Below are 18,341 nucleotides of genomic sequence, written 5' to 3' on the forward strand. Positions count from 1 at the left end.
CGAATAAAAGTCAGTCGCTGAGCTGATCGGTTTCCGCCAGCAGTTTGATCGCTGCCGCGCCGACCTTGCGCACCGCTTCTTCGATCTGCGGTGTTGGTTTGGCAGCGTAGTTCATGCGCAGGCAATTACGGTATTTGCCCGAGGCGGAAAAGATGCTGCCCACGGCAATCTGTACGCCCTGGTCGTGCAACGCACGATTCAGTTTCAGGGTGTCGAAGCCGTCCGGCAGTTCGACCCACAGCATGAAGCTGCCTTGCGGGCGACTGGCACGGGTGCCGGCCGGGAAGTAGCGGGTTACCCAATCGATCATCATGTCGCGATTGCGCTGGTATTGCGTGCGCATCCGCCGCAAATGCGGTTCGAAGTGCCCGCCCTTGAGGAACTCGGCGATGGCGATCTGCGGTTGTGGCGCGGTGGAGCCGGTGCTGATGTATTTCATGTGCAGCACCCGTTCCAGATAACGGCCGGGCGCGACCCAGCCGATACGCAGGCCTGGCGCCAGGGTCTTGGAAAACGAACTGCACAACAGGACGCGACCGTCCTCGTCGAAGGACTTGATCGTGCGCGGGCGCGGATAGGTATAGGCCAGCTCGCCATACACATCGTCCTCGATGATCGCCACGTCAAACCGCTGTGCAAGCGTCAACAACGCGCGTTTGCGCGACTCCGGCATGATGTAGCCCAGCGGGTTGTTGCAGTTGGGGGTCAACTGTATGACCTTGATCGGCCATTGCTCCAGGGCCAGCTCCAGCGCTTCGAGGCTGATACCGGTCAGCGGATCGGTGGGGATTTCCAGGGCTTTCATGCCCAAGCCCTTGAGGGTCTGCATGGCGCCGTGGAAGCTCGGCGAGTCCACCGCCACAATGTCCCCCGGCTCGCAAATTGCGCGAACGCTGGTGGACAGTGCTTCATGGCATCCAGTGGTGACCACCAGATCGCTGGCACTCAACTGGCAGCCGGAATCGAGCATCAGGCGAGCGATTTGTTCGCGCAGTTCGAGGTTGCCGTGGATGTTGTCGTAATACAGACCGGGCATGTCCTGCCGCCGGCTGATTCGCGCCAGGTCGCGCAGCAGCGGCTTCATGGTCGGGCTGGTGATGTCCGGCATGCCGCGCCCGAGTTGCACCACGTCTTTGCGCGGCACGGCGCGAATCAGTTCCAGCACCTGATCCCATTGAGAGATGTCCACCGGGCGTTGGGCCGGGCGACCGACCGCCGGCAAATCCGGCAGTTCGCGGCTGGCGGGAACAAAGTAGCCGGACTTGGGCCGTGGCATGGCCAACCCACTGTCTTCCAACATCCGATAGGCCTGCTGCACCGTGCTCAGGCTGACGCCGTGTTCGACGCTCAGCGCCCGAACCGAGGGCAGCCGGTCACCGGGGCGATAGAAGCCCTGTTCGATACGTGTGCCGAGCAACTCGGCGAGGTTGACGTAAAGGGTCATGGTGCAGCCTCGATAGAGGGGATTCGGTTAACCAGTACAGATCGGGCAAAAAATCGGGATTCAGTGACGGAATCGGTAAATCTGTATGGATTTAATACAGGCTCTTTGAATCTGTAATGCTTTTTCACGCCCATGCATCATGGAACCTCTGGCTACCCAAGTAAACAGGAGCATCCAAGATGAACGGTTTGAGCGATGTGCGGCTGACGTTACACAGTCAGGAACTGGCGGCAGGGCAAACGGACACTGCACGCAATGTGCCTATGGGCAATGCGTCGTCCGGTCTGGGCCGCTGGGATCTGTTCTGGCGTCGGCTGCATACGCGCAAGGCGTTGCTGGCGCTGACGGCCGATCAGCTCAAGGATATCGGGCTGACGCGGGAACAGGCGCAGGAGGAGGGACTGAAGCCTTTCTGGCGGACCTGATTTTGTTGGCGTTCTTTCGGGCCTCTTCGCGGGCAAGCCCGCTCCCACAGGGGATTTGTGTGCCTCTGTGGGAGCGGGCTTGCTCGCGAAGGCGTCAGTTCTGACACCGCCAATCCTTCAGACCAACTCTTTAAGCCGATGCCACAACATCCCCAACGCCAGCAACGGCGAGCGCAAATGCTTGCCGCCGGGGAAGGTGATGTGCGGCACTTTTGCGAACAAATCAAAACCACCACTGTGCTGACCGCTGATGGCTTCGGCCAGCAGCTTGCCGGCCAGGTGCGTAGCATTCACGCCATGACCGGAATAGGCCTGGGCGTAATACACGTTCGGCTGGTCGTGGAGTCGTCCGATCTGCGGCAGGCGGTTGGCGCCGATGCCGATCATGCCGCCCCATTGATAGTCGATCTGCACCCCGGACAGCTGCGGGAAGACCTCCAGCATTTTCGGACGCATATACGCGGCGATGTCTTTCGGGTCGCGACCCGAATAATGGCAGGCGCCGCCAAACAGCAGGCGCCGGTCCGCCGAGAGCCGGTAGTAGTCCAGCGCCACCCGCTGGTCACAGACCGCCATATTTTGTGGCAGCAGGGCGTGGGCCAGTTCTTCGCTCAGTGGCTCGGTGGCAATGATGTAGCTGCCGGCAGGCAGGACTTTGCCGCTGAGTTGCGGGTTGAGGTTGTTGAGGTAGGCATTGCAGCCCAGCACCAAAGTTTTGGCGCGCACCGAGCCCCCGGCGGTATGGACCTTGACCTCGGGGCCATAATCGATGCGGGTCGCGGCTGATTGCTCGAACAACCGAACACCCAGTCGTTGTGCCGCGGCCGCTTCGCCCAGGGCCAGGTTCAGTGGGTGCAGGTGCCCCGAGCCCATGTCGATCAAGCCACCGACATAACGCGTGGAGCCGACCACGGTGTGCATCTCGTTGGCTTGCAGCAAGCGTGTCTCGTAGCGGTAACCGAGGCTGCGCAGCTCATCGGCGTCTTCGGCGAAACCTTCAAGGTCACGGGGCTTGTTGGCGAGATCGCAGTAACCCCAGGTCAGGTCGCAGGGAATCTGGAAGCGCTCGACCCGTTGCCGGACGATCTCCACGGCTTCCAGGCCCATGAGCTTCATCTGCCGTACGCCTTCGACGCCGATGATGTTGGCAAATTGATCGAGGCCGTGGCCAACGCCGCGAATCAGCTGCCCGCCATTGCGTCCACTGGCACCCCAGCCGATTTTGTTGGCTTCAAGCAACACCACGCTGAGGCCGCGCTCGGCCAGCTCAAGCGCCGTGTTCAACCCCGAAAAACCGCCACCCACCACACAGACATCGGCCAGCACTTCGCCCGCGAGCGCGGGGTGCTCGGGCTGCGGCAGGCTGCTGGCGGCGTAATAGGAAGCGGGGTGGTTCGCAGCAGGCTGTTGAGCACGGGCAATCATGTGCGTGATCCTGGTTCTGATGTTTAGAAAATTTGACGGAGCATAAGCCGGACCTTCCCGGACGGGCAACATTGGTCGGTTGCTGCTGTCTGGATCGGGGCTTTTGCGTCAGAATCCCGTTCTATTTCGCTATCGGTCACCGCTGCAATGAGTTGCAACAGCCAGACAATCCGCACCTTGCGCCAACAGATTCCCTCGTTCGAGTGCGTCCCCGGCTGCCATGACTGCTGCGGGCCGGTGACCACCTCGCCGGAAGAAATGTCGCGCCTGCCGCGCAAGACCCGCGCCGAGCAGGATGCCGCCATGGAAGAGCTCAACTGTGTGCATCTGGGGCCCGATGGCTGCACTGTGTATGGCGAGCGGCCGCTGATCTGCCGGTTGTTCGGCACCACCAAGACCCTGCCGTGCCCCAATGGGCGCGGGCCGGTGGAGTTGATTCATCCGCGGGTGGAGAAGCAGGTGTTCGAGTATATGGCTTCGAACCGGCAGGTGTTGGTTTAAGAAAGACCGAGTCGCCTGCCTTCGCGAGCAAGCCCGCTCCCACATTCGATCCTCAGTGAACTCAGAGTTTGTGTTCGACACTGATCCACTGTGGGAGCGGGCTTGCTCGCGAATGCGTCTGAACAGACACCGCCAATCTCAATCCGGAATCGGTAACGTCAGGCTCTCCTTCACCTCTTCCATCACGATATAGCTCTTGGACTCGCGCACGTGGGGCAGCTTGAGCAGGATGTCGCCCAGCAATTTGCGGTACGAGGCCATCTCGGAAATCCGCGCTTTCACCAGGTAGTCGAAATCCCCTGACACCAGGTGACACTCCAGCACATGGGGCAATTTCAGCACCGCACGTCGGAACTCTTCGAAAGTATCGCCGGACTTGTAGTCCAGGCTGATCTCGACGAACACCAGCAGACTACCCTTCAGGTGCTGCGGATTGAGCCGGGCGTTGTAGCCCATGATGATCCCTTCGCGCTCCAGACGCCGGACCCGCTCAGTACAGGGCGTGGTCGAGAGCCCGACCTTTTCTCCTAGTTCCGTAAAGGAAATCCGCCCGTCCGCTTGCAGGATCCGCAGGATGTTGCGGTCGATCTTGTCCAGCTCACGTTTGGTCTGAGTGTTGGTACGCATAGGGGATGCGCCTCCGTGAAAAGGGTTTTTGCCGAGAATTGTCGCCAAATATAGGCGCTTATATAGTGAAAAGCACTGGCAAATCTTTTTTACACTGCGCGCATCTAAAGCTCTGATAACAAACGTCAGCGGTCAGCCGCGATGAGGGATATGAAAATGCGCGTCATGGTCTTGGGTAGCGGCGTCATCGGTACCACCAGTGCTTATTATCTGGCCCGTGCCGGGTTTGAAGTGGTGGTTGTGGACCGGCAGCCGGCTGCTGCCATGGAGACCAGTTTCGCCAACGCCGGGCAGGTCTCGCCGGGTTATGCCTCGCCGTGGGCCGCGCCGGGTGTGCCGCTCAAGGCCATCAAGTGGCTGCTGCAGCGTCACGCGCCCCTGGCGATCAAGGCCACGGCCGACATCGACCAGTACCTGTGGATGGCACAGATGCTGCGCAACTGCACCGCTAGCCGTTACGCGGTGAACAAGGAGCGCATGGTTCGTCTGTCCGAGTACAGCCGTGACTGCCTCGACGAACTGCGCGCCGAAACCGGCATTGCCTACGAAGGCCGCAGCCTTGGTACGACCCAACTGTTCCGCACCCAGGCTCAACTGGACGGCGCCGCGAAGGATATCGCCGTGCTGAAAGAGTCCGGCGTGCCGTTCGAACTGCTCGACCGCGAAGGTATTGCCCGCGTTGAACCGGCGCTGGCCAGCGTCACGGACATCCTCGCCGGTGCCCTGCGCCTGCCGAACGACCAGACTGGCGACTGCCAGATGTTCACCACCAAGCTTGCCGAGATGGCCGCGAACCTCGGTGTGCAGTTCCGTTTTGGTCAGGACATTCAGCGCCTCGACTTCGCCGGTGACCGCATCAACGGTGTATGGATCGACGGCAAGCTGGAAACAGCCGACCGCTACGTGCTGGCTCTGGGTAGCTACTCGCCGCAACTGCTCAAACCGCTGGGCATCAAGGCGCCAGTGTATCCGCTCAAGGGCTACTCCCTGACCGTGCCGATCACCAACCCGGCGATGGCTCCGACTTCGACCATTCTCGACGAGACCTACAAGGTTGCGATCACCCGTTTCGACAACCGCATCCGCGTTGGAGGCATGGCTGAAATCGCCGGTTTTGACCTGTCGCTGAACCCGCGTCGGCGCGAAACCCTGGAGATGATCGTCAACGATCTTTATCCTCAGGGCGGCGATCTGGCCCAAGCCGATTTCTGGACCGGCCTGCGTCCAACCACGCCGGATGGCACGCCGATTGTCGGTGCCACCCCGTTCAAGAATCTGTTTCTGAACACCGGTCACGGCACGCTCGGCTGGACCATGGCCTGTGGCTCTGGTCGCTTGCTGGCTGACCTGATGGCGAAGAAAAAGCCGCAGATCAGCGCCGAAGGCCTCGATATTTCCCGTTATGGCAACAAAATCCAGGAGTCTGCAAAGCATGTCAGTCCAGCGCCAGCTCACCAATGAGCGCATGAGTCAGATCGTCACCCATAACGGCACGGTTTACCTGGCCGGGCAAGTTGGCGACGACTTCAACGCCGGGATTGAACAGCAGACCCGCGACGTGCTCGCCAATATCGAGCGCTTGCTCGATCTGGCCGGGACTGACAAACAGAATCTGCTTTCGGCGACGATCTACCTGAACGACATCGAGGCGCACTTTGCCGGCATGAATTCGGTGTGGGACCAGTGGCTGCCAAAAGGCACTGCCCCGGCCCGTGCCACCGTCGAAGCGAAGATGGCCAAGCCGAGCATCCTGGTCGAGATCTCCATCGTCGCCGCGTTGCCGTAAGATTTAACGATCCCTCTCCCGGTGCTGTTGGCGGTTCACGCCGTCAGCCAGCACCGGTTTTTCTTCCCGATAACCCGACCAGAAGTCTGCCGCCATGCGTCCTGCCCGTGCCCTGATCGACCTTCAAGCCCTGCGCAACAACTACCGAGTCGCCCGTGAGCTCACGGGGGCCAAGGCCCTCGCGGTGATCAAGGCCGATGCCTATGGCCATGGCGCGGTGCGTTGCGCCCAGGCGCTGGAAGCCGAGGCGGACGGGTTTGCCGTGGCCTGCATCGAAGAGGCGTTGGAGCTGCGAGCGGCGGGCATCCGTGCGCCGGTGCTGCTGCTGGAAGGTTTTTTCGAAGCCGATGAGCTGGCGCTGATCGTCGAGCATGATTTCTGGTGCGTGGTGCATTCGCTGTGGCAACTCGAAGCCATCGAGAAAGCCTCGTTGAGCAAACCGATCACTGTGTGGCTGAAACTCGATTCGGGCATGCACCGCGTGGGGCTGCATCCGGCGGATTATCAGGCGGCCTATCAACGGCTGCTGGCCAGTGGCAAGGTCGCGAAAGTGGTGCTGATGAGTCACTTTGCCCGCGCCGACGAACTGCACGAACAGGCAAGCAGCGAACAGGTGGCGGTATTTGAAGCGGCGCGCAAGGGCTTGTCCGCCGAGGTCAGTCTGCGCAACTCGCCAGCGGTGCTCGGTTGGCCGCAGATTCCGAGCGATTGGGTGCGCCCGGGCATCATGCTCTATGGCGCTACACCCTTCGAAGAAGCCAACGAAGTGGCCTCACGCCTGCAACCGGTCATGACCCTGGAGTCGAAAGTGATCAGTGTGCGCGAGCTGCCGGCTGGCGAACCCGTCGGTTACGGCGCCAAATTCATCACCCCTAAACCGATGCGCATTGGCGTGGTGGCCATGGGTTACGCCGACGGCTATCCGCGTCTGGCACCGACCGGCACGCCGGTACTGGTTGCCGGGCAGCGCAGCCAACTGATCGGTCGGGTATCGATGGATATGCTCTGCATCGACCTGACCGATGTGCCGCAGGCCGGTCTCGGTTCGACCGTCGAGTTGTGGGGCAAAAACATCCTCGCCAGTGATGTAGCCATAGCCGCCGGCACGATTCCTTATCAGATTTTCTGCAACCTGCGCCGAGTGCCACTGCTCTATTCCGGGGCTTAGTGCGCAAGGCTTGAGACCGGAAGTCGCCTCGCTGAGCAGGATTCAGGTCAAGGTGTTGTAAATACTGAACGCTGTCGCCATGATAACGCTCACTATTCCAACAATCTGAATCCTGGAGGCGCAAGCTTTGGACGTCGGTGAACGACTGCAATCCATCCGTAGGCTCAAAGGCCTTTCCCAGCGTGAGCTCGCCAAACGGGCGGGTGTCACCAACAGCACCATTTCGATGATCGAAAAGAACAGCGTGAGCCCTTCGATCAGTTCGCTGCGCAAGGTGTTGGGCGGGATTCCCATGTCCATGGTCGAGTTCTTTTCCGAAGAAATCCTGCAGGAAAAACCGACCCAGATCGTCTACAAGGCCAACGAGCTGATCGATATTTCCGATGGCGCCGTGACCATGAAACTGGTCGGTCGGGCGCACCCGAGCCGGGCTATCGCATTCCTCAATGAAATCTATCCGCCAGGCGCCGACACCGGTGACGAGATGCTCACCCATGAGGGCGAGGAGACCGGCATCCTGGTCGAAGGAAAGCTGGAACTGGTGGTCGGTCTCGAAACTTTTGTCCTCGAAGCTGGCGATAGCTACTACTTTGAAAGTACCAAGCCACACCGTTTCCGAAATCCGTTCGATGCGCCTGCGCGACTAATCAGCGCAGCCACGCCGGCGAATTTCTAAGTAAAGAGGCGTCCTGCCAGTATCGCAGAGGCGCCCAGGCTGTTTTTCCGTCGCGGCCTAAGACCCCTCCGACTTTGGGGTTGTTTCAGTGCGACGGGCTTACCGCTATACTTGCGCCCGCCTGCGAACCGTGGCCGTAGGCGTGACTAGCCACCATTGAGGGTGAACGCGTGAACCTAATTATGAAAATGCTGGCTGCACCAGCAACCGTATTGGCCCTATGGGCTGTCAGTGTCAGCGCTCAAGCTGCGACCAACGACGATATTGCCAAACGCCTTGAGCCAGTCGGCCAGGTTTGTGTTCAGGGTAAAGAATGCAAGGGCATGGAGGTTGCCACTGCCGCCGGCGGCGGTGGCGGTGCGAAAACCCCGGATGAAGTGATTGCAAAACATTGCAACGCTTGCCACGGTTCAGGCCTGTTGGGCGCACCGAAAATCGGTGATGCCGCTGCCTGGAAAGAGCGTGCCGACCACCAGGGCGGCCTCGACGGCATCCTGGCCAAAGCCATTACCGGTATCAACTCGATGCCGCCTAAAGGCACCTGCGCCGACTGCTCCGATGCCGAGCTCAAAGGCGCCATCCAGAAGATGTCTGGCCTGAAATAAGCCTGAGTCTTCCCGCTAAAAAGCCGCTTCCGAGCGGCTTTTTTGTGCCCGCGGTTTCAATGAACACCGCCGCCCACCTGTAGGAGCGAGCTTGCTCGCGATGAGTTTGAATGCGCCTCGGGGTGTCAGGTTCTATGCGTTATCGTTGACGACCATCGCGAGCAAGCTCGCTCCTACGGTTTTTATAGGCTGTTCATTGCAGCAAAGACCCGGCAAGCTCGGTCCAGGCCCAAGTCATGGAACGTGAGGGAGGAAGCGATGGTGCAGTTGTGTTCTATCGAGCAGGCGGTCGATGACGTCCTGGCGCGGTTGCCGGACCACATTCACATGGGGCTGCCCTTGGGGCTGGGTAAACCCAACCCCTTCGTCAATGCGCTCTACCGGCGCGTTGCGCAGCTGCCCGAGCGGCGCCTGACGATCTACACCGCGCTGTGCCTGGGCCGTCCGCCCTTAGGCGACGGCTTGCAAAAACGCTTTCTAGAACCCTTTGTCGAGCGGGTTTTCGATGATTATCCAGAGTTGGATTTCCTCGCCGACCTGCGTCGCGATACGCTGCCAGGCAACATCCACATCCAACAGTTCTTCATGCAGCCCGGCAGCCTGCTCAACAGTGCCACGGCGCAGCAGGATTACGTCAGCAGCAACTACAGCCATGCAGCCCGGGACATCAACGCCGCCGGGTTGAACCTGGTGGCGCAAATGGTCGCCAGCCATGCCGAACATCCCGACCGCTTGAGCCTCAGCTGCAACCCGGACATCACCCTCGACCTGTTGCCGATGATCGCCAGGCGCCGCGCCGCCGGAGAAACCATCCTGATGGTCGGCCAGGTGCATAACGATCTGCCGTACATGCCCGGCGATGCGGAACTGGGTATCGATACCTTCGACCTGCTGATCGACCAGAAGGACAACACCACGCTGTTCTCCACACCGAACATGCCGGTGGGCTGCCAGGACCATTTCATCGGCCTGCATGCCAGCACACTGGTGCGTGACGGTGGCACGTTGCAGATCGGCATCGGCTCCATGGGCGATGCGCTGACGGCGGCGCTGCTGGCGCGACAAGCCGACAGCGACGCTTACAAGGCGTTGCTGGCCGAGGTGAACCTCAGCCAGTGGGCGCAACTGATCGAGCGCGAAGGCGGCATCGAACCCTTCGCCACAGGCCTGTATGGCTGCAGCGAAATGTTCGTCAACGGCTTGTTGGTACTGGCGGATGCCGGGATCGTGCGGCGCAAGGTTTACCCGGACGTGACGACCCAACAGCAGGCCAATGCCGGAACACTCGACGAAGCCGCGCAAACCGACGGCATCTCGGTGCATGGCGGCTTCTTTCTCGGGCCGCGCAGTTTCTATGAACGCCTGCGCGAGCTGCCGCAAAGCAAGCGGCTCGAATTCAACATGACCCGCATCAGCTACATCAACGAGCTTTATGGCCAGGAAGAGCTCAAGCGCTTGCAGCGTCTGGATGCGCGGTTCATCAACACCGCGTTCACCGTGACCTTGCTCGGTGCCGCTGTGGCGGATCAACTGGAAGATGGGCGTGTGCTCAGCGGTGTCGGCGGGCAGTACAACTTCGTGGCTCAGGGGCATGCGCTGCAAGGCGCGCGCTCGGTGTTGATGCTGCGCAGCTGGCGCGAGTCCGCCGGCGACGTCAGCTCGAACATCGTCTGGGAGTACGGGCACTGCACAATCCCCCGGCACCTGCGGGACATCGTGGTCACCGAATACGGCATTGCCGATCTTCGCGGCAAAACCGATGCGGCGGTGATCGAGGCTTTACTCAATATCAGCGACTCGCGATTTCAACTGGGACTGATCGAGCAGGCGCAGAACGTCGGCAAACTGCCGAAGGATTTCCGTCTCGATCCACGTTTTACCGAGAACAATCCACAACGATTGCAGGCGATTCAGGCGCGACATCCGCAGCTGTTTCCAGAGTATCCACTGGGTTGTGATTTCACCGAGGTCGAGCGGGATGTGTTGCGGGCGCTGAACTGGCTCAAGAGCAAGTTCAAACTGAGCGAGGTGCTGGAGCTGGGCAAGGCTGCGCTGGATGCGCCGCCGGCGACAGCGTTCCCGGAGCATCTGGAGCGCATGCAGCTGAGCAATCCGGAAGGGCTGAAGGAGGATTTGTATCAGCGGTTGCTGCTGACCGGCCTCAAGGCCACTGCGCAATAACAGCCAATACAAGGTAAATGTGGGAGCGGGCTTGCTTGCGAAAGCGGTGTATCAGTAAAAAAATATGTCGACTGACACTACGCATTCGCGAGCAAGCCCGCTCCCACACTGGTTTGCGGTGTGGCGGCTTACTCGATAAAGGTCACGACACCACCGGCCAGCGATTTCACGCGGGCCAGCGACTCTACGCGATAACCCTGCGAATCCAGTTCCGCCCGGCCGCCCTGGAACGACTTCTCGATCACGATGCCCAGGCCTGCCACGGTAGCGCCGGCCTGCTTGATGATCGAGATCAGTGCCTGGGACGCCTTACCGTTGGCCAGGAAGTCGTCGATGATCAGCACGCGGTCGCTGCTGGTCAGGTGGCGCGGGGAGATCGCCACGGTGCTTTCGGTCTGCTTGGTGAACGAGTACACGGTCGCCGACAGCAGGTTCTCGGTCAGGGTCAGGGACTGGTGCTTGCGGGCGAAAATCACCGGCACGCCGAGGTTCAGACCGGTCATGATCGCCGGGGCAATGCCCGAGGCTTCGATGGTGACGATCTTGGTGATGCCCGAATCCTTGAACAGCGTGGCGAATTCGTCGCCGATCAGCTTCATCAGGGCCGGGTCGATCTGGTGGTTCAGGAAGGCGTCGACCTTCAGGACCTGGTCGGAAAGCACGATGCCTTGTTCGCGGATTTTCTGGTGCAGGGCTTCCATGAAGCTGTCCTCTGTTGGCGCCTTGTGCGCCCTAAGGTTTTAAAAAAGTGGTCAATTCTAGCGCTTTAACATCGCGCGTATATCCGCCAATGCGTTGTTGCCCCGCACGGCTTTGACTTCGGTCGGTGTGTCGTCGTTGCCTTCCCAGGCCAGATCGTCCGGTGGCAGCTCATCGAGGAAGCGGCTCGGCGCGCAATCGATGATTTCGCCGTACTGCTTGCGCTTGGCTGCGAAGGTGAAGGCCAGGGTCTGGCGCGCGCGGGTAATGCCCACGTAGGCCAGGCGGCGCTCTTCTTCGATGGTGTCGGCTTCGATGCTGGAGCGGTGCGGGAGGATTTCCTCTTCCATGCCCATGATGAACACGTAGGGGAATTCCAGGCCCTTGGAGGCGTGCAGCGTCATCATCTGCACACCTTCGGCGCCGTCTTCCTCTTCCTGCTGACGTTCCAGCATGTCGCGCAGGACGAGTTTGCCGATGGCGTCCTCGACGGTCATTTCGCCTTCTTCGTCTTTCTCCAGGGTGTTCTTCAGCGCCTCGATCAGGAACCAGACGTTACCCATGCGGTAGTCGGCGGCCTTGTCGCTGGAGCTGTTGGTGCGCAGCCAGTTCTCGTAGTCGATGTCCATGACCATGCTGCGCAGCGCGGAGATCGGGTCTTCGCCGGCGCACTGCTCACGTACCCTGTCCATGAAGCGCTTGAAGCGCGACAGGCGATCGGTGAAGCGGCTGTCCAGATGCTCGCCCAGGCCGATTTCGTCGGTGGCGGCGTACATCGAGATTTTGCGCTCGGTCGCGTAGTTGCCGAGCTTCTCCAGCGTGGTCGAGCCGATCTCGCGGCGCGGCACGTTGATCACCCGCAGGAAGGCGTTGTCGTCGTCCGGGTTCACGATCAGGCGGAAGTAGGCCATCAGGTCTTTCACTTCCTGACGACCGAAGAAGCTGTTGCCGCCCGACAGGCGATATGGCACCTGGTGATGCTGCAATTTCAGCTCGATCAGCTTGGCCTGGTAGTTGCCGCGATAGAGGATCGCGAAATCACTGTACGGGCGGTCGGTGCGCAGGTGCAGGCTGAGGATTTCCATGGCCACGCGCTCGGCCTCGGCGTCCTCGTTGCGGCAGCGGATCACGCGGATCTCGTCGCCGTGGCCCATTTCACTCCACAGCTGCTTTTCGAATTCGTGGGGGTTGTTCGAGATCAGTACGTTGGCGCAGCGCAGGATGCGGCTGGTGGAGCGGTAGTTTTGCTCCAGCATCACCACTTTCAGGGACGGGTAGTCCTCCTTGAGCAGCATCAGGTTTTCCGGGCGCGCGCCACGCCAGGCGTAGATCGACTGGTCGTCGTCGCCCACCACGGTGAACTGGTTGCGTTTGCCGATGAGCATTTTCACCAGCAGGTATTGGCTGGCGTTGGTGTCCTGGTATTCGTCGACCAGCAGGTAACGCACCTTGTTCTGCCACTTTTCCAGGATGTCGGCGTGCTCTTCGAAGAGCTTCACCGGCAGCAGGATCAGGTCGTCGAAGTCCACCGCGTTGAACGCCTTGAGCGTGCGCTGGTAGTGGGTGTAGACGATGGCGGCGGTCTGTTCCTTGGGATTGCGCGCGTTTTCCAGGGCCTGGGCCGGCAGGATCAGGTCGTTTTTCCAGGCGCCGATCATGTTCTTGATCTCGTCGACACCGTCGTCGCCCGAGTATTCCTTCTGCATGATGTCGGTCATCAGGGCTTTGACGTCAGTCTCGTCGAAGATCGAGAAGCCCGGTTTGTAGCCCAGCCGCACGTGTTCCTTGCGGATGATGTTCAGGCCCAGGTTGTGGAAGGTGCAGACCGTCAGCCCGCGACCTTCACCGGCACGCAGCAGGGTGCCGACCCGTTCCTTCATTTCGCGGGCGGCCTTGTTGGTAAAGGTCATGGCGACGATGTACTGGGCGCGAATGCCACAGTTCTGGATCAGGTGCGCGATTTTGCGCGTGATCACGCTGGTCTTGCCGGAGCCTGCACCGGCGAGCACCAATAGAGGGCCGCCGACGTAGTTCACGGCTTCTTGCTGCCGGGGATTGAGTCGGGACATACGTAAATTCAGGAGTCAGTCACGAAATGGGCCGGCATTTTAACAGGCTCAGCGAATTGTGCTGCTCTGTCCGACTTGTGACGTACCACGCTATCTGTAATTGCCGGTTTTGTTACTTTCACGCAGGATGCGCAACGAATCTGCGGCTAATGTTCGTAATTCCAGATACAAAGGGCTCGTTTTGATAGCTGATGTCATTGTCATTAGTTATCGGGACGGCATAATGCCCGTCGCCTACATCTTTGCAGAGTCTAGGGAGCTAGCTTGTCTACGCCTGTCGAACCCTTGCGTTTGCTGCTACTGGCCGAAGAGCCAGCGTGGGCAGCGTTGTTGCGCGAGTGTCTGGCTCCTATGGGGAGCTCGGCCGTGCTCATCAGCGCGCCGAGTTGGGAGTCGGTCAGCAGCCTGTTCGATGACAACCGCAGCGCGGTGTTATTGACCATCCCGCAACTTCAACCGGCGCCGGGCCGTTGTAGCCTGCCGACGGTGTTGCTGCTCGACCATGAGCCACTGACCCCGCCCGACGGTGTGAGCGACTGGCTGGTGCGCGACCATCTCGACCCCGGCATGTTGCGCCGTTGCCTGCGCCATGTACGCGAACGTGGCGTTTTGGAAAACACTCTGCAACGCCTGGCCGAGCAGGATCCACTGACCGGCATCGCCAATCGCCAGGGCTTCCAGACCCTGCTGACGGCGCGACTGGCGGAAAACGACGGTCGTGGCCTGGCCCTCGGTCATCTTGATCTCGATAATTTCCGTTACGCCAACGACGCCCTCGGCCATCAGGCCGGTGACCGCCTGATCCTGCAAGTGGTGGCGCGGCTCAAGAGCCAGCTCGAGGCCGGCGATCAACTGGCACGCCTGGGCAGCGATGAATTCGCGCTGCTGATCGACACCCGCCGTGCTCCCCAGCGGGCCGAGTGGATGGCCGAGCGCATCAGCGAAGCATTGGCCGAACCTTATTGGGTCGATGGCGAAAGCCTGCTGATCGGTTCCAGCCTGGGCATTGCCCACGCCCGGGCCCAGGCCGGTGCGGATCCGCTGATGTGGCACGCGCATATCGCCATGCAGCAGGCCAAAAGCACCCAGGGCTGCACCTTTCACATTTTCAACGAACGCATCAACCGCAATGCCCGCAGCATCGCCGACCTCGAAACCGAGCTGCGCCGGGCGTTGCGTCGCGATGAGCTGGAATTGCATTACCAGCCACGCCTGAACCTCGAAGACGGGCAGATCGTCGGCCTCGAAGCCCTGGTGCGCTGGCGCCATGCCGAGCGCGGCTTGTTGCCACCGAGCGAATTCGTGCCGTTGGCCGAGCAAAGCGGTTTGATCGTGCCGCTGGGCTACTGGGTGATTTCCCGGGCCTTGCGCGACATGCAGGCGTTGCTTGAGCTGGGTTTACCGCCGCTGCACATGGCGATCAACCTGTCGTTCCGGCAATTCCAGGACAGCCAGTTGCTGTCGACCCTGAGCCGCCTGATTGCCGAACGTGGCGTCGAGGCGCAGTGGCTGGAGTTCGAGCTGACCGAAACCGCAGTCATGCGCCGCAGCGATCTGGTCAAGCAGACCATGGACGCCCTCGGTCGTCTCGGTGTGCGTTTCTCCCTCGACGACTTCGGTACCGGCTTCTCGTCTTTCGTTCACCTCAACAGCCTGCCGATCACCTTGCTGAAAATCGACAAGAGCTTTGTCGGCGGCATGGAACAGCGTGAGGAAAACCGAAAACTGGTCCACGCGATGATCAATCTGGCGCACAACCTCAACCTTGAGGTGGTTGCCGAAGGTGTGGAGACGCCGGAGCAACTGGATCTGTTGCGTGGGTTTGAATGCGATCAGGTGCAGGGATACTTGATCAGCAAGCCATTGCCGCTGGCCGAGCTGGTGGAGTATCTGATGTTTGGCTCCGGCGAACAGCCGGCACTGGAAATCGTCAGCTAAGGCGCCACAAATCCTCTGTAGGAGCCGGCTTTTGTGGCGAGGGGGCTTGCCCCCGTTGGGTCGCGAAGCGGCCCCTTACCCTGCAACCGAGCTCTGTCAGGTACATCGCATTTTCTGGTTTTGCGGTTGCTGCGCAACCGAACGGGGGCAAGCCCCCTCGCCACAGGGCCAGCTCCTACAGGGATTTCATTGGGGTTGAATGGCTTCGAATCGTTCCGCTTGCGGCTCCCGCCGAATCATCCGCTTCATCTTCCACTCAAACCCCAGCGTCAGGCTCACCGCCGCGCACGCCAGCCCCAGCGCCAGGCCCCACCAGACACCCGTCGGCCCCCAGTTCAGGTGGAACGCCATCCACCACGCCGCCGGAGCGCCGATCAGCCAATAACACCCCAGACCCACCAGGAACGTGGTCTTGGCATCCTTGAGGCCGCGAATGCAGCCCATGGCGATGGTTTGCACGCCATCGAACAGCTCGAACCAGGCCGCCACCGCCAACAGGCTCACGGCCAAATTGATGACGTCGCGGAACGCCGGGTTGTTGTGGTCGAGAAACAGGCCGACCAACTGGTTCGGCAGCAGCCAGAAGACCATGGCGAAACAGAGCATCGCCGCCGCCCCGAAGGCAATGCCGACCCGCCCGGCAAGCCGCGCATCCAGCAGTTGCCCGGCGCCGTAATGCTGACCGATGCGCATGGTGATCGCGTAGGAGATACCCGCCGGAACCATGAACGCCACCGAGACGATTTGCAGGGCGATCTGGTGCGCGCCCAGCTGCGTGCTGCCCATGGTGCCCATGCACAGCGCGGCGAAGGCGAACAGCCCGACTTCCACTGCGTAGGTGCCGCCAATCGGCAGGCCCAGGCGCCACAGCTCCTTCAGGTACTGGCGGTTGAGCCGCGACAGGCCCTTGCGCAGCGGATAGGCCTCATAAGCCGGGTGCCGACGAATGTGCCACGCCAGCGCCAGGGCCATGAGGTTGGCGACAACCGCCGTGACCAGCCCGATGCCCATCAGCCCCAGTTTCGGCAGGCCGAACATTCCGGTAATCAGTGCATAGTTGAGCAGGAAGTTGGCCACGGTGCCGCCCAGGCTGATGACCATCACCGGCGTCGCACGACCAATGGCGCTGGTGAATCCGCGCAGGGCCATGAAGCTCAGGTAGCCGGGCAGGGCGAACGGCAGGAAGATCAAGAACTGCCCGGCCATCTGGACGTTGCTTTCGGTCTGGCCGAACAGCAGCAGCACCGGTTTGAGGTTCCACAACAGCAAACCGGCGACCAGCGCCATCAGCCATGCCAGCCACAACCCGGCCTGGGTCAGCCGGGTAGCCCCGACGATATCGCCGGCACCCTGACGGATCGCCACCAGGGTGCCGACCGCCGCGATCACGCCGATGCAGAAAATCGACACGAACGAATAGGTCGCCGCGCCGAGGCCGCCACCGGCCAGCGCCTCGGGACTCAGGCGCGCCATCATCAGGGTGTCGGTGAGGACCATCAGCATGTGCGCCAACTGCGAGGCAATCAGCGGCCCCGCCAGCCGCAGGATGGCCCAGAGTTCAGTACGTGCTGGATGCTGCATGGTCATCACGCTCGATTATCAAGGGAAACAGGAAAGCACCGATTCTCGGCGCTTTGCGGGGTTTGCACAAAGGGATAAAAAGGATGGATGGCATGATTCAAACTCATGCTGGAGAGTTTCTGCTAGGGTGGGCAAACCCTGTTGTAGGAGCTTTCCGAATGTCCCGTCGTCTTCCTCCCTTGTATGCCCTGCGCGCATTCGAAGCGGCGGCGCGGCACAGCTCGTTTACCCGTGCGGCCGAAGAGCTGTCGATCACCCAAAGTGCGGTCAGCCGGCATATTCGTACGCTTGAAGAGCATTTTGCCTGCCGCCTGTTTCATCGCAGTGGCCGCAACCTGCAATTGACCGAGTCGGCGCGCTTGCTGCTGCCGGGCATTCGCGAAGGTTTTACCGCCCTTGAGCGCGCCTGCAATACCTTGCGCGCCGAAGATGACATCCTGCGCATGAAAGCCCCGTCGACCCTGACCATGCGCTGGTTGCTGGCGCGCCTCAGCCGCTTCCGTCATCTGCAGCCGGGCAACGAAGTGCAATTGACCAGTGCGTGGATGGACGTCGACTCGGTGGATTTCAACGACGAACCGTTCGACTGCGCCGTACTGTTGGGTAACGGCCATTTTCCCCCGGACTGGGAGGCGAGTTACCTGTTTCCCGAGGAATTGATCCCGGTCGGCGCGCCCAACCTGCGGGACGACCAGCCTTGGGATGTCGAGCGCCTGGCCAATACCGAGTTGCTGCACCCGACGCCGGACCGGCGTGACTGGCGCAACTGGCTGGAGCGCATGGGCCTGGCCGAACAGGTGTCGCTCAAGGGCGGCCAGGTGTTCGATACCCTGGAACTGGGCATGATTGCCGCCGCCCGAGGCTATGGCGTGTCCATGGGCGATCTGCTGATGGTGGCCGAGGATGTGGCCCAGGGCCGCTTGAGTTTGCCCTGGCCGACCGCCGTCGCCAGTGGCGAGTGTTATTACCTGGTCTGGCCGAAAACCCGGCCCGGCGGCGAGCGCATGCGCCGGCTCAGCGACTTTCTGCAAAACGAAGTCCGGTCCATGGAATTGCCGGATGTCGTGCATCTGAGCTGAAACGATGAAGCCGCCGCAATGACGGCTTCAGGCTATCTCCTGGTGAGTGACTCGAGTATTCAGCTTCGCCGCTGAAAATTTGCTGATTGGACCTTCGTTCAGGTCCCTGTATTCCACAGCGGGCTTGCGGCATGAGG

General features: G+C 60.9%; 16 protein-coding genes. 10 read left to right on the forward strand and 6 right to left on the reverse strand.

Features of this window, described 5'->3' with window-relative positions; translation table 11 throughout:
* Positions 1-10: 10 nt before the first annotated feature.
* Entirely contained in the window at positions 11-1,444 is a 1,434-nt protein-coding gene (locus KGA88_RS09690; protein WP_110662518.1) for a PLP-dependent aminotransferase family protein, read from the reverse strand.
* 179 nt (positions 1,445-1,623) lie between these two features.
* Between KGA88_RS09690 and KGA88_RS09695 the strand changes: the two genes are divergently transcribed.
* The gene (locus tag KGA88_RS09695; protein ID WP_110662517.1) at positions 1,624-1,869 is read left to right on the forward strand and encodes a DUF1127 domain-containing protein; all 246 of its coding nucleotides are present in this window, start codon (positions 1,624-1,626) and stop codon (positions 1,867-1,869) included.
* 117 nt (positions 1,870-1,986) lie between these two features.
* On the opposite strand, the gene KGA88_RS09700 is transcribed toward KGA88_RS09695, so the two are convergent.
* Positions 1,987-3,294, reverse strand: coding sequence for an NAD(P)/FAD-dependent oxidoreductase (locus KGA88_RS09700; RefSeq protein WP_223590436.1), 1,308 nt, complete (start codon positions 3,292-3,294; stop codon positions 1,987-1,989).
* 147 nt (positions 3,295-3,441) lie between these two features.
* Between KGA88_RS09700 and KGA88_RS09705 the strand changes: the two genes are divergently transcribed.
* Positions 3,442-3,795: a YkgJ family cysteine cluster protein gene (locus KGA88_RS09705; protein ID WP_110659793.1), complete on the forward strand. Its 354-nt coding sequence runs from the start codon at positions 3,442-3,444 to the stop codon at positions 3,793-3,795.
* A gap of 138 nt (positions 3,796-3,933) precedes the next feature.
* Here the strand turns inward: KGA88_RS09705 and KGA88_RS09710 are convergent, their stop codons facing one another.
* Positions 3,934-4,422, reverse strand: a complete 489-nt coding sequence (locus KGA88_RS09710; protein WP_007975155.1) for an Lrp/AsnC ligand binding domain-containing protein — start codon at positions 4,420-4,422, stop codon at positions 3,934-3,936.
* 156 nt (positions 4,423-4,578) lie between these two features.
* Between KGA88_RS09710 and dadA the strand changes: the two genes are divergently transcribed.
* The 6 genes from dadA (at position 4,579) to KGA88_RS09740 (ending at position 10,838) form a co-directional block, all read left to right on the forward strand.
* Positions 4,579-5,883, forward strand: a complete 1,305-nt coding sequence (gene dadA, locus KGA88_RS09715) for a D-amino acid dehydrogenase (protein ID WP_110659798.1) — start codon at positions 4,579-4,581, stop codon at positions 5,881-5,883.
* Positions 5,855-6,208 (forward strand): RidA family protein, encoded by a 354-nt coding sequence (locus tag KGA88_RS09720; RefSeq protein ID WP_110659794.1) that lies wholly within the window; start codon positions 5,855-5,857, stop codon positions 6,206-6,208. Before dadA ends, KGA88_RS09720 begins: the two co-directional genes overlap by 29 nt.
* Positions 6,209-6,302: 94 nt before the next feature.
* Positions 6,303-7,376, forward strand: a complete 1,074-nt coding sequence (alr, locus tag KGA88_RS09725) for an alanine racemase (protein WP_110659795.1) — start codon at positions 6,303-6,305, stop codon at positions 7,374-7,376.
* Between the two features lie 127 nt (positions 7,377-7,503).
* On the forward strand, positions 7,504-8,052 hold the full coding sequence (locus KGA88_RS09730; protein ID WP_007975150.1) for a cupin domain-containing protein: 549 nt from the start codon (positions 7,504-7,506) through the stop codon (positions 8,050-8,052).
* Positions 8,053-8,234: 182 nt separating this feature from the next.
* Positions 8,235-8,657 (forward strand): c-type cytochrome, encoded by a 423-nt coding sequence (locus KGA88_RS09735; protein ID WP_110659796.1) that lies wholly within the window; start codon positions 8,235-8,237, stop codon positions 8,655-8,657.
* A 258-nt stretch (positions 8,658-8,915) separates the two neighbouring features.
* Entirely contained in the window at positions 8,916-10,838 is a 1,923-nt protein-coding gene (locus KGA88_RS09740) for an acetyl-CoA hydrolase/transferase C-terminal domain-containing protein (RefSeq protein WP_223590438.1), read from the forward strand.
* Positions 10,839-10,966: 128 nt separating this feature from the next.
* Here the strand turns inward: KGA88_RS09740 and KGA88_RS09745 are convergent, their stop codons facing one another.
* Positions 10,967-11,539: a xanthine phosphoribosyltransferase gene (locus KGA88_RS09745; protein WP_008022089.1), complete on the reverse strand. Its 573-nt coding sequence runs from the start codon at positions 11,537-11,539 to the stop codon at positions 10,967-10,969.
* Positions 11,540-11,596: 57 nt separating this feature from the next.
* Complete coding sequence (rep, locus tag KGA88_RS09750) at positions 11,597-13,606, reverse strand: DNA helicase Rep (protein WP_095943382.1); 2,010 nt, start codon at positions 13,604-13,606, stop codon at positions 11,597-11,599.
* Between the two features lie 264 nt (positions 13,607-13,870).
* Here rep and KGA88_RS09755 point away from each other — a divergent pair, with 264 nt between their 5' ends.
* On the forward strand, positions 13,871-15,544 hold the full coding sequence (locus tag KGA88_RS09755; RefSeq protein ID WP_223590441.1) for a putative bifunctional diguanylate cyclase/phosphodiesterase: 1,674 nt from the start codon (positions 13,871-13,873) through the stop codon (positions 15,542-15,544).
* Positions 15,545-15,730: 186 nt separating this feature from the next.
* On the opposite strand, the gene KGA88_RS09760 is transcribed toward KGA88_RS09755, so the two are convergent.
* Positions 15,731-17,125, reverse strand: coding sequence for a NorM family multidrug efflux MATE transporter (locus tag KGA88_RS09760; protein ID WP_223590443.1), 1,395 nt, complete (start codon positions 17,123-17,125; stop codon positions 15,731-15,733).
* A gap of 158 nt (positions 17,126-17,283) precedes the next feature.
* Here KGA88_RS09760 and KGA88_RS09765 point away from each other — a divergent pair, with 158 nt between their 5' ends.
* Complete coding sequence (locus KGA88_RS09765; protein WP_110660031.1) at positions 17,284-18,204, forward strand: LysR substrate-binding domain-containing protein; 921 nt, start codon at positions 17,284-17,286, stop codon at positions 18,202-18,204.
* Positions 18,205-18,341 lie beyond the last annotated feature (137 nt).

This window comes from Pseudomonas sp. A-R-19 (assembly GCF_019956575.1).
Classification (GTDB): domain Bacteria; phylum Pseudomonadota; class Gammaproteobacteria; order Pseudomonadales; family Pseudomonadaceae; genus Aquipseudomonas.

Coding starts and splice junctions, on each gene's coding strand:
- KGA88_RS09735 (WP_110659796.1), top strand. CDS start 8,235: ATGAAAATGCTGGCTGCACCAGCAACCGTATTGGCCCTATGGGCTGTC.
- KGA88_RS09720 (WP_110659794.1), top strand. CDS start 5,855: ATGTCAGTCCAGCGCCAGCTCACCAATGAGCGCATGAGTCAGATCGTC.
- KGA88_RS09705 (WP_110659793.1), top strand. CDS start 3,442: ATGAGTTGCAACAGCCAGACAATCCGCACCTTGCGCCAACAGATTCCC.
- alr (WP_110659795.1), top strand. CDS start 6,303: ATGCGTCCTGCCCGTGCCCTGATCGACCTTCAAGCCCTGCGCAACAAC.
- KGA88_RS09695 (WP_110662517.1), top strand. CDS start 1,624: ATGAACGGTTTGAGCGATGTGCGGCTGACGTTACACAGTCAGGAACTG.
- KGA88_RS09760 (WP_223590443.1), bottom strand. CDS start 17,125: ATGCAGCATCCAGCACGTACTGAACTCTGGGCCATCCTGCGGCTGGCG.
- KGA88_RS09710 (WP_007975155.1), bottom strand. CDS start 4,422: ATGCGTACCAACACTCAGACCAAACGTGAGCTGGACAAGATCGACCGC.
- KGA88_RS09700 (WP_223590436.1), bottom strand. CDS start 3,294: ATGATTGCCCGTGCTCAACAGCCTGCTGCGAACCACCCCGCTTCCTAT.
- KGA88_RS09765 (WP_110660031.1), top strand. CDS start 17,284: ATGTCCCGTCGTCTTCCTCCCTTGTATGCCCTGCGCGCATTCGAAGCG.
- KGA88_RS09740 (WP_223590438.1), top strand. CDS start 8,916: ATGGTGCAGTTGTGTTCTATCGAGCAGGCGGTCGATGACGTCCTGGCG.
- KGA88_RS09745 (WP_008022089.1), bottom strand. CDS start 11,539: ATGGAAGCCCTGCACCAGAAAATCCGCGAACAAGGCATCGTGCTTTCC.
- dadA (WP_110659798.1), top strand. CDS start 4,579: ATGCGCGTCATGGTCTTGGGTAGCGGCGTCATCGGTACCACCAGTGCT.
- KGA88_RS09690 (WP_110662518.1), bottom strand. CDS start 1,444: ATGACCCTTTACGTCAACCTCGCCGAGTTGCTCGGCACACGTATCGAA.
- rep (WP_095943382.1), bottom strand. CDS start 13,606: ATGTCCCGACTCAATCCCCGGCAGCAAGAAGCCGTGAACTACGTCGGC.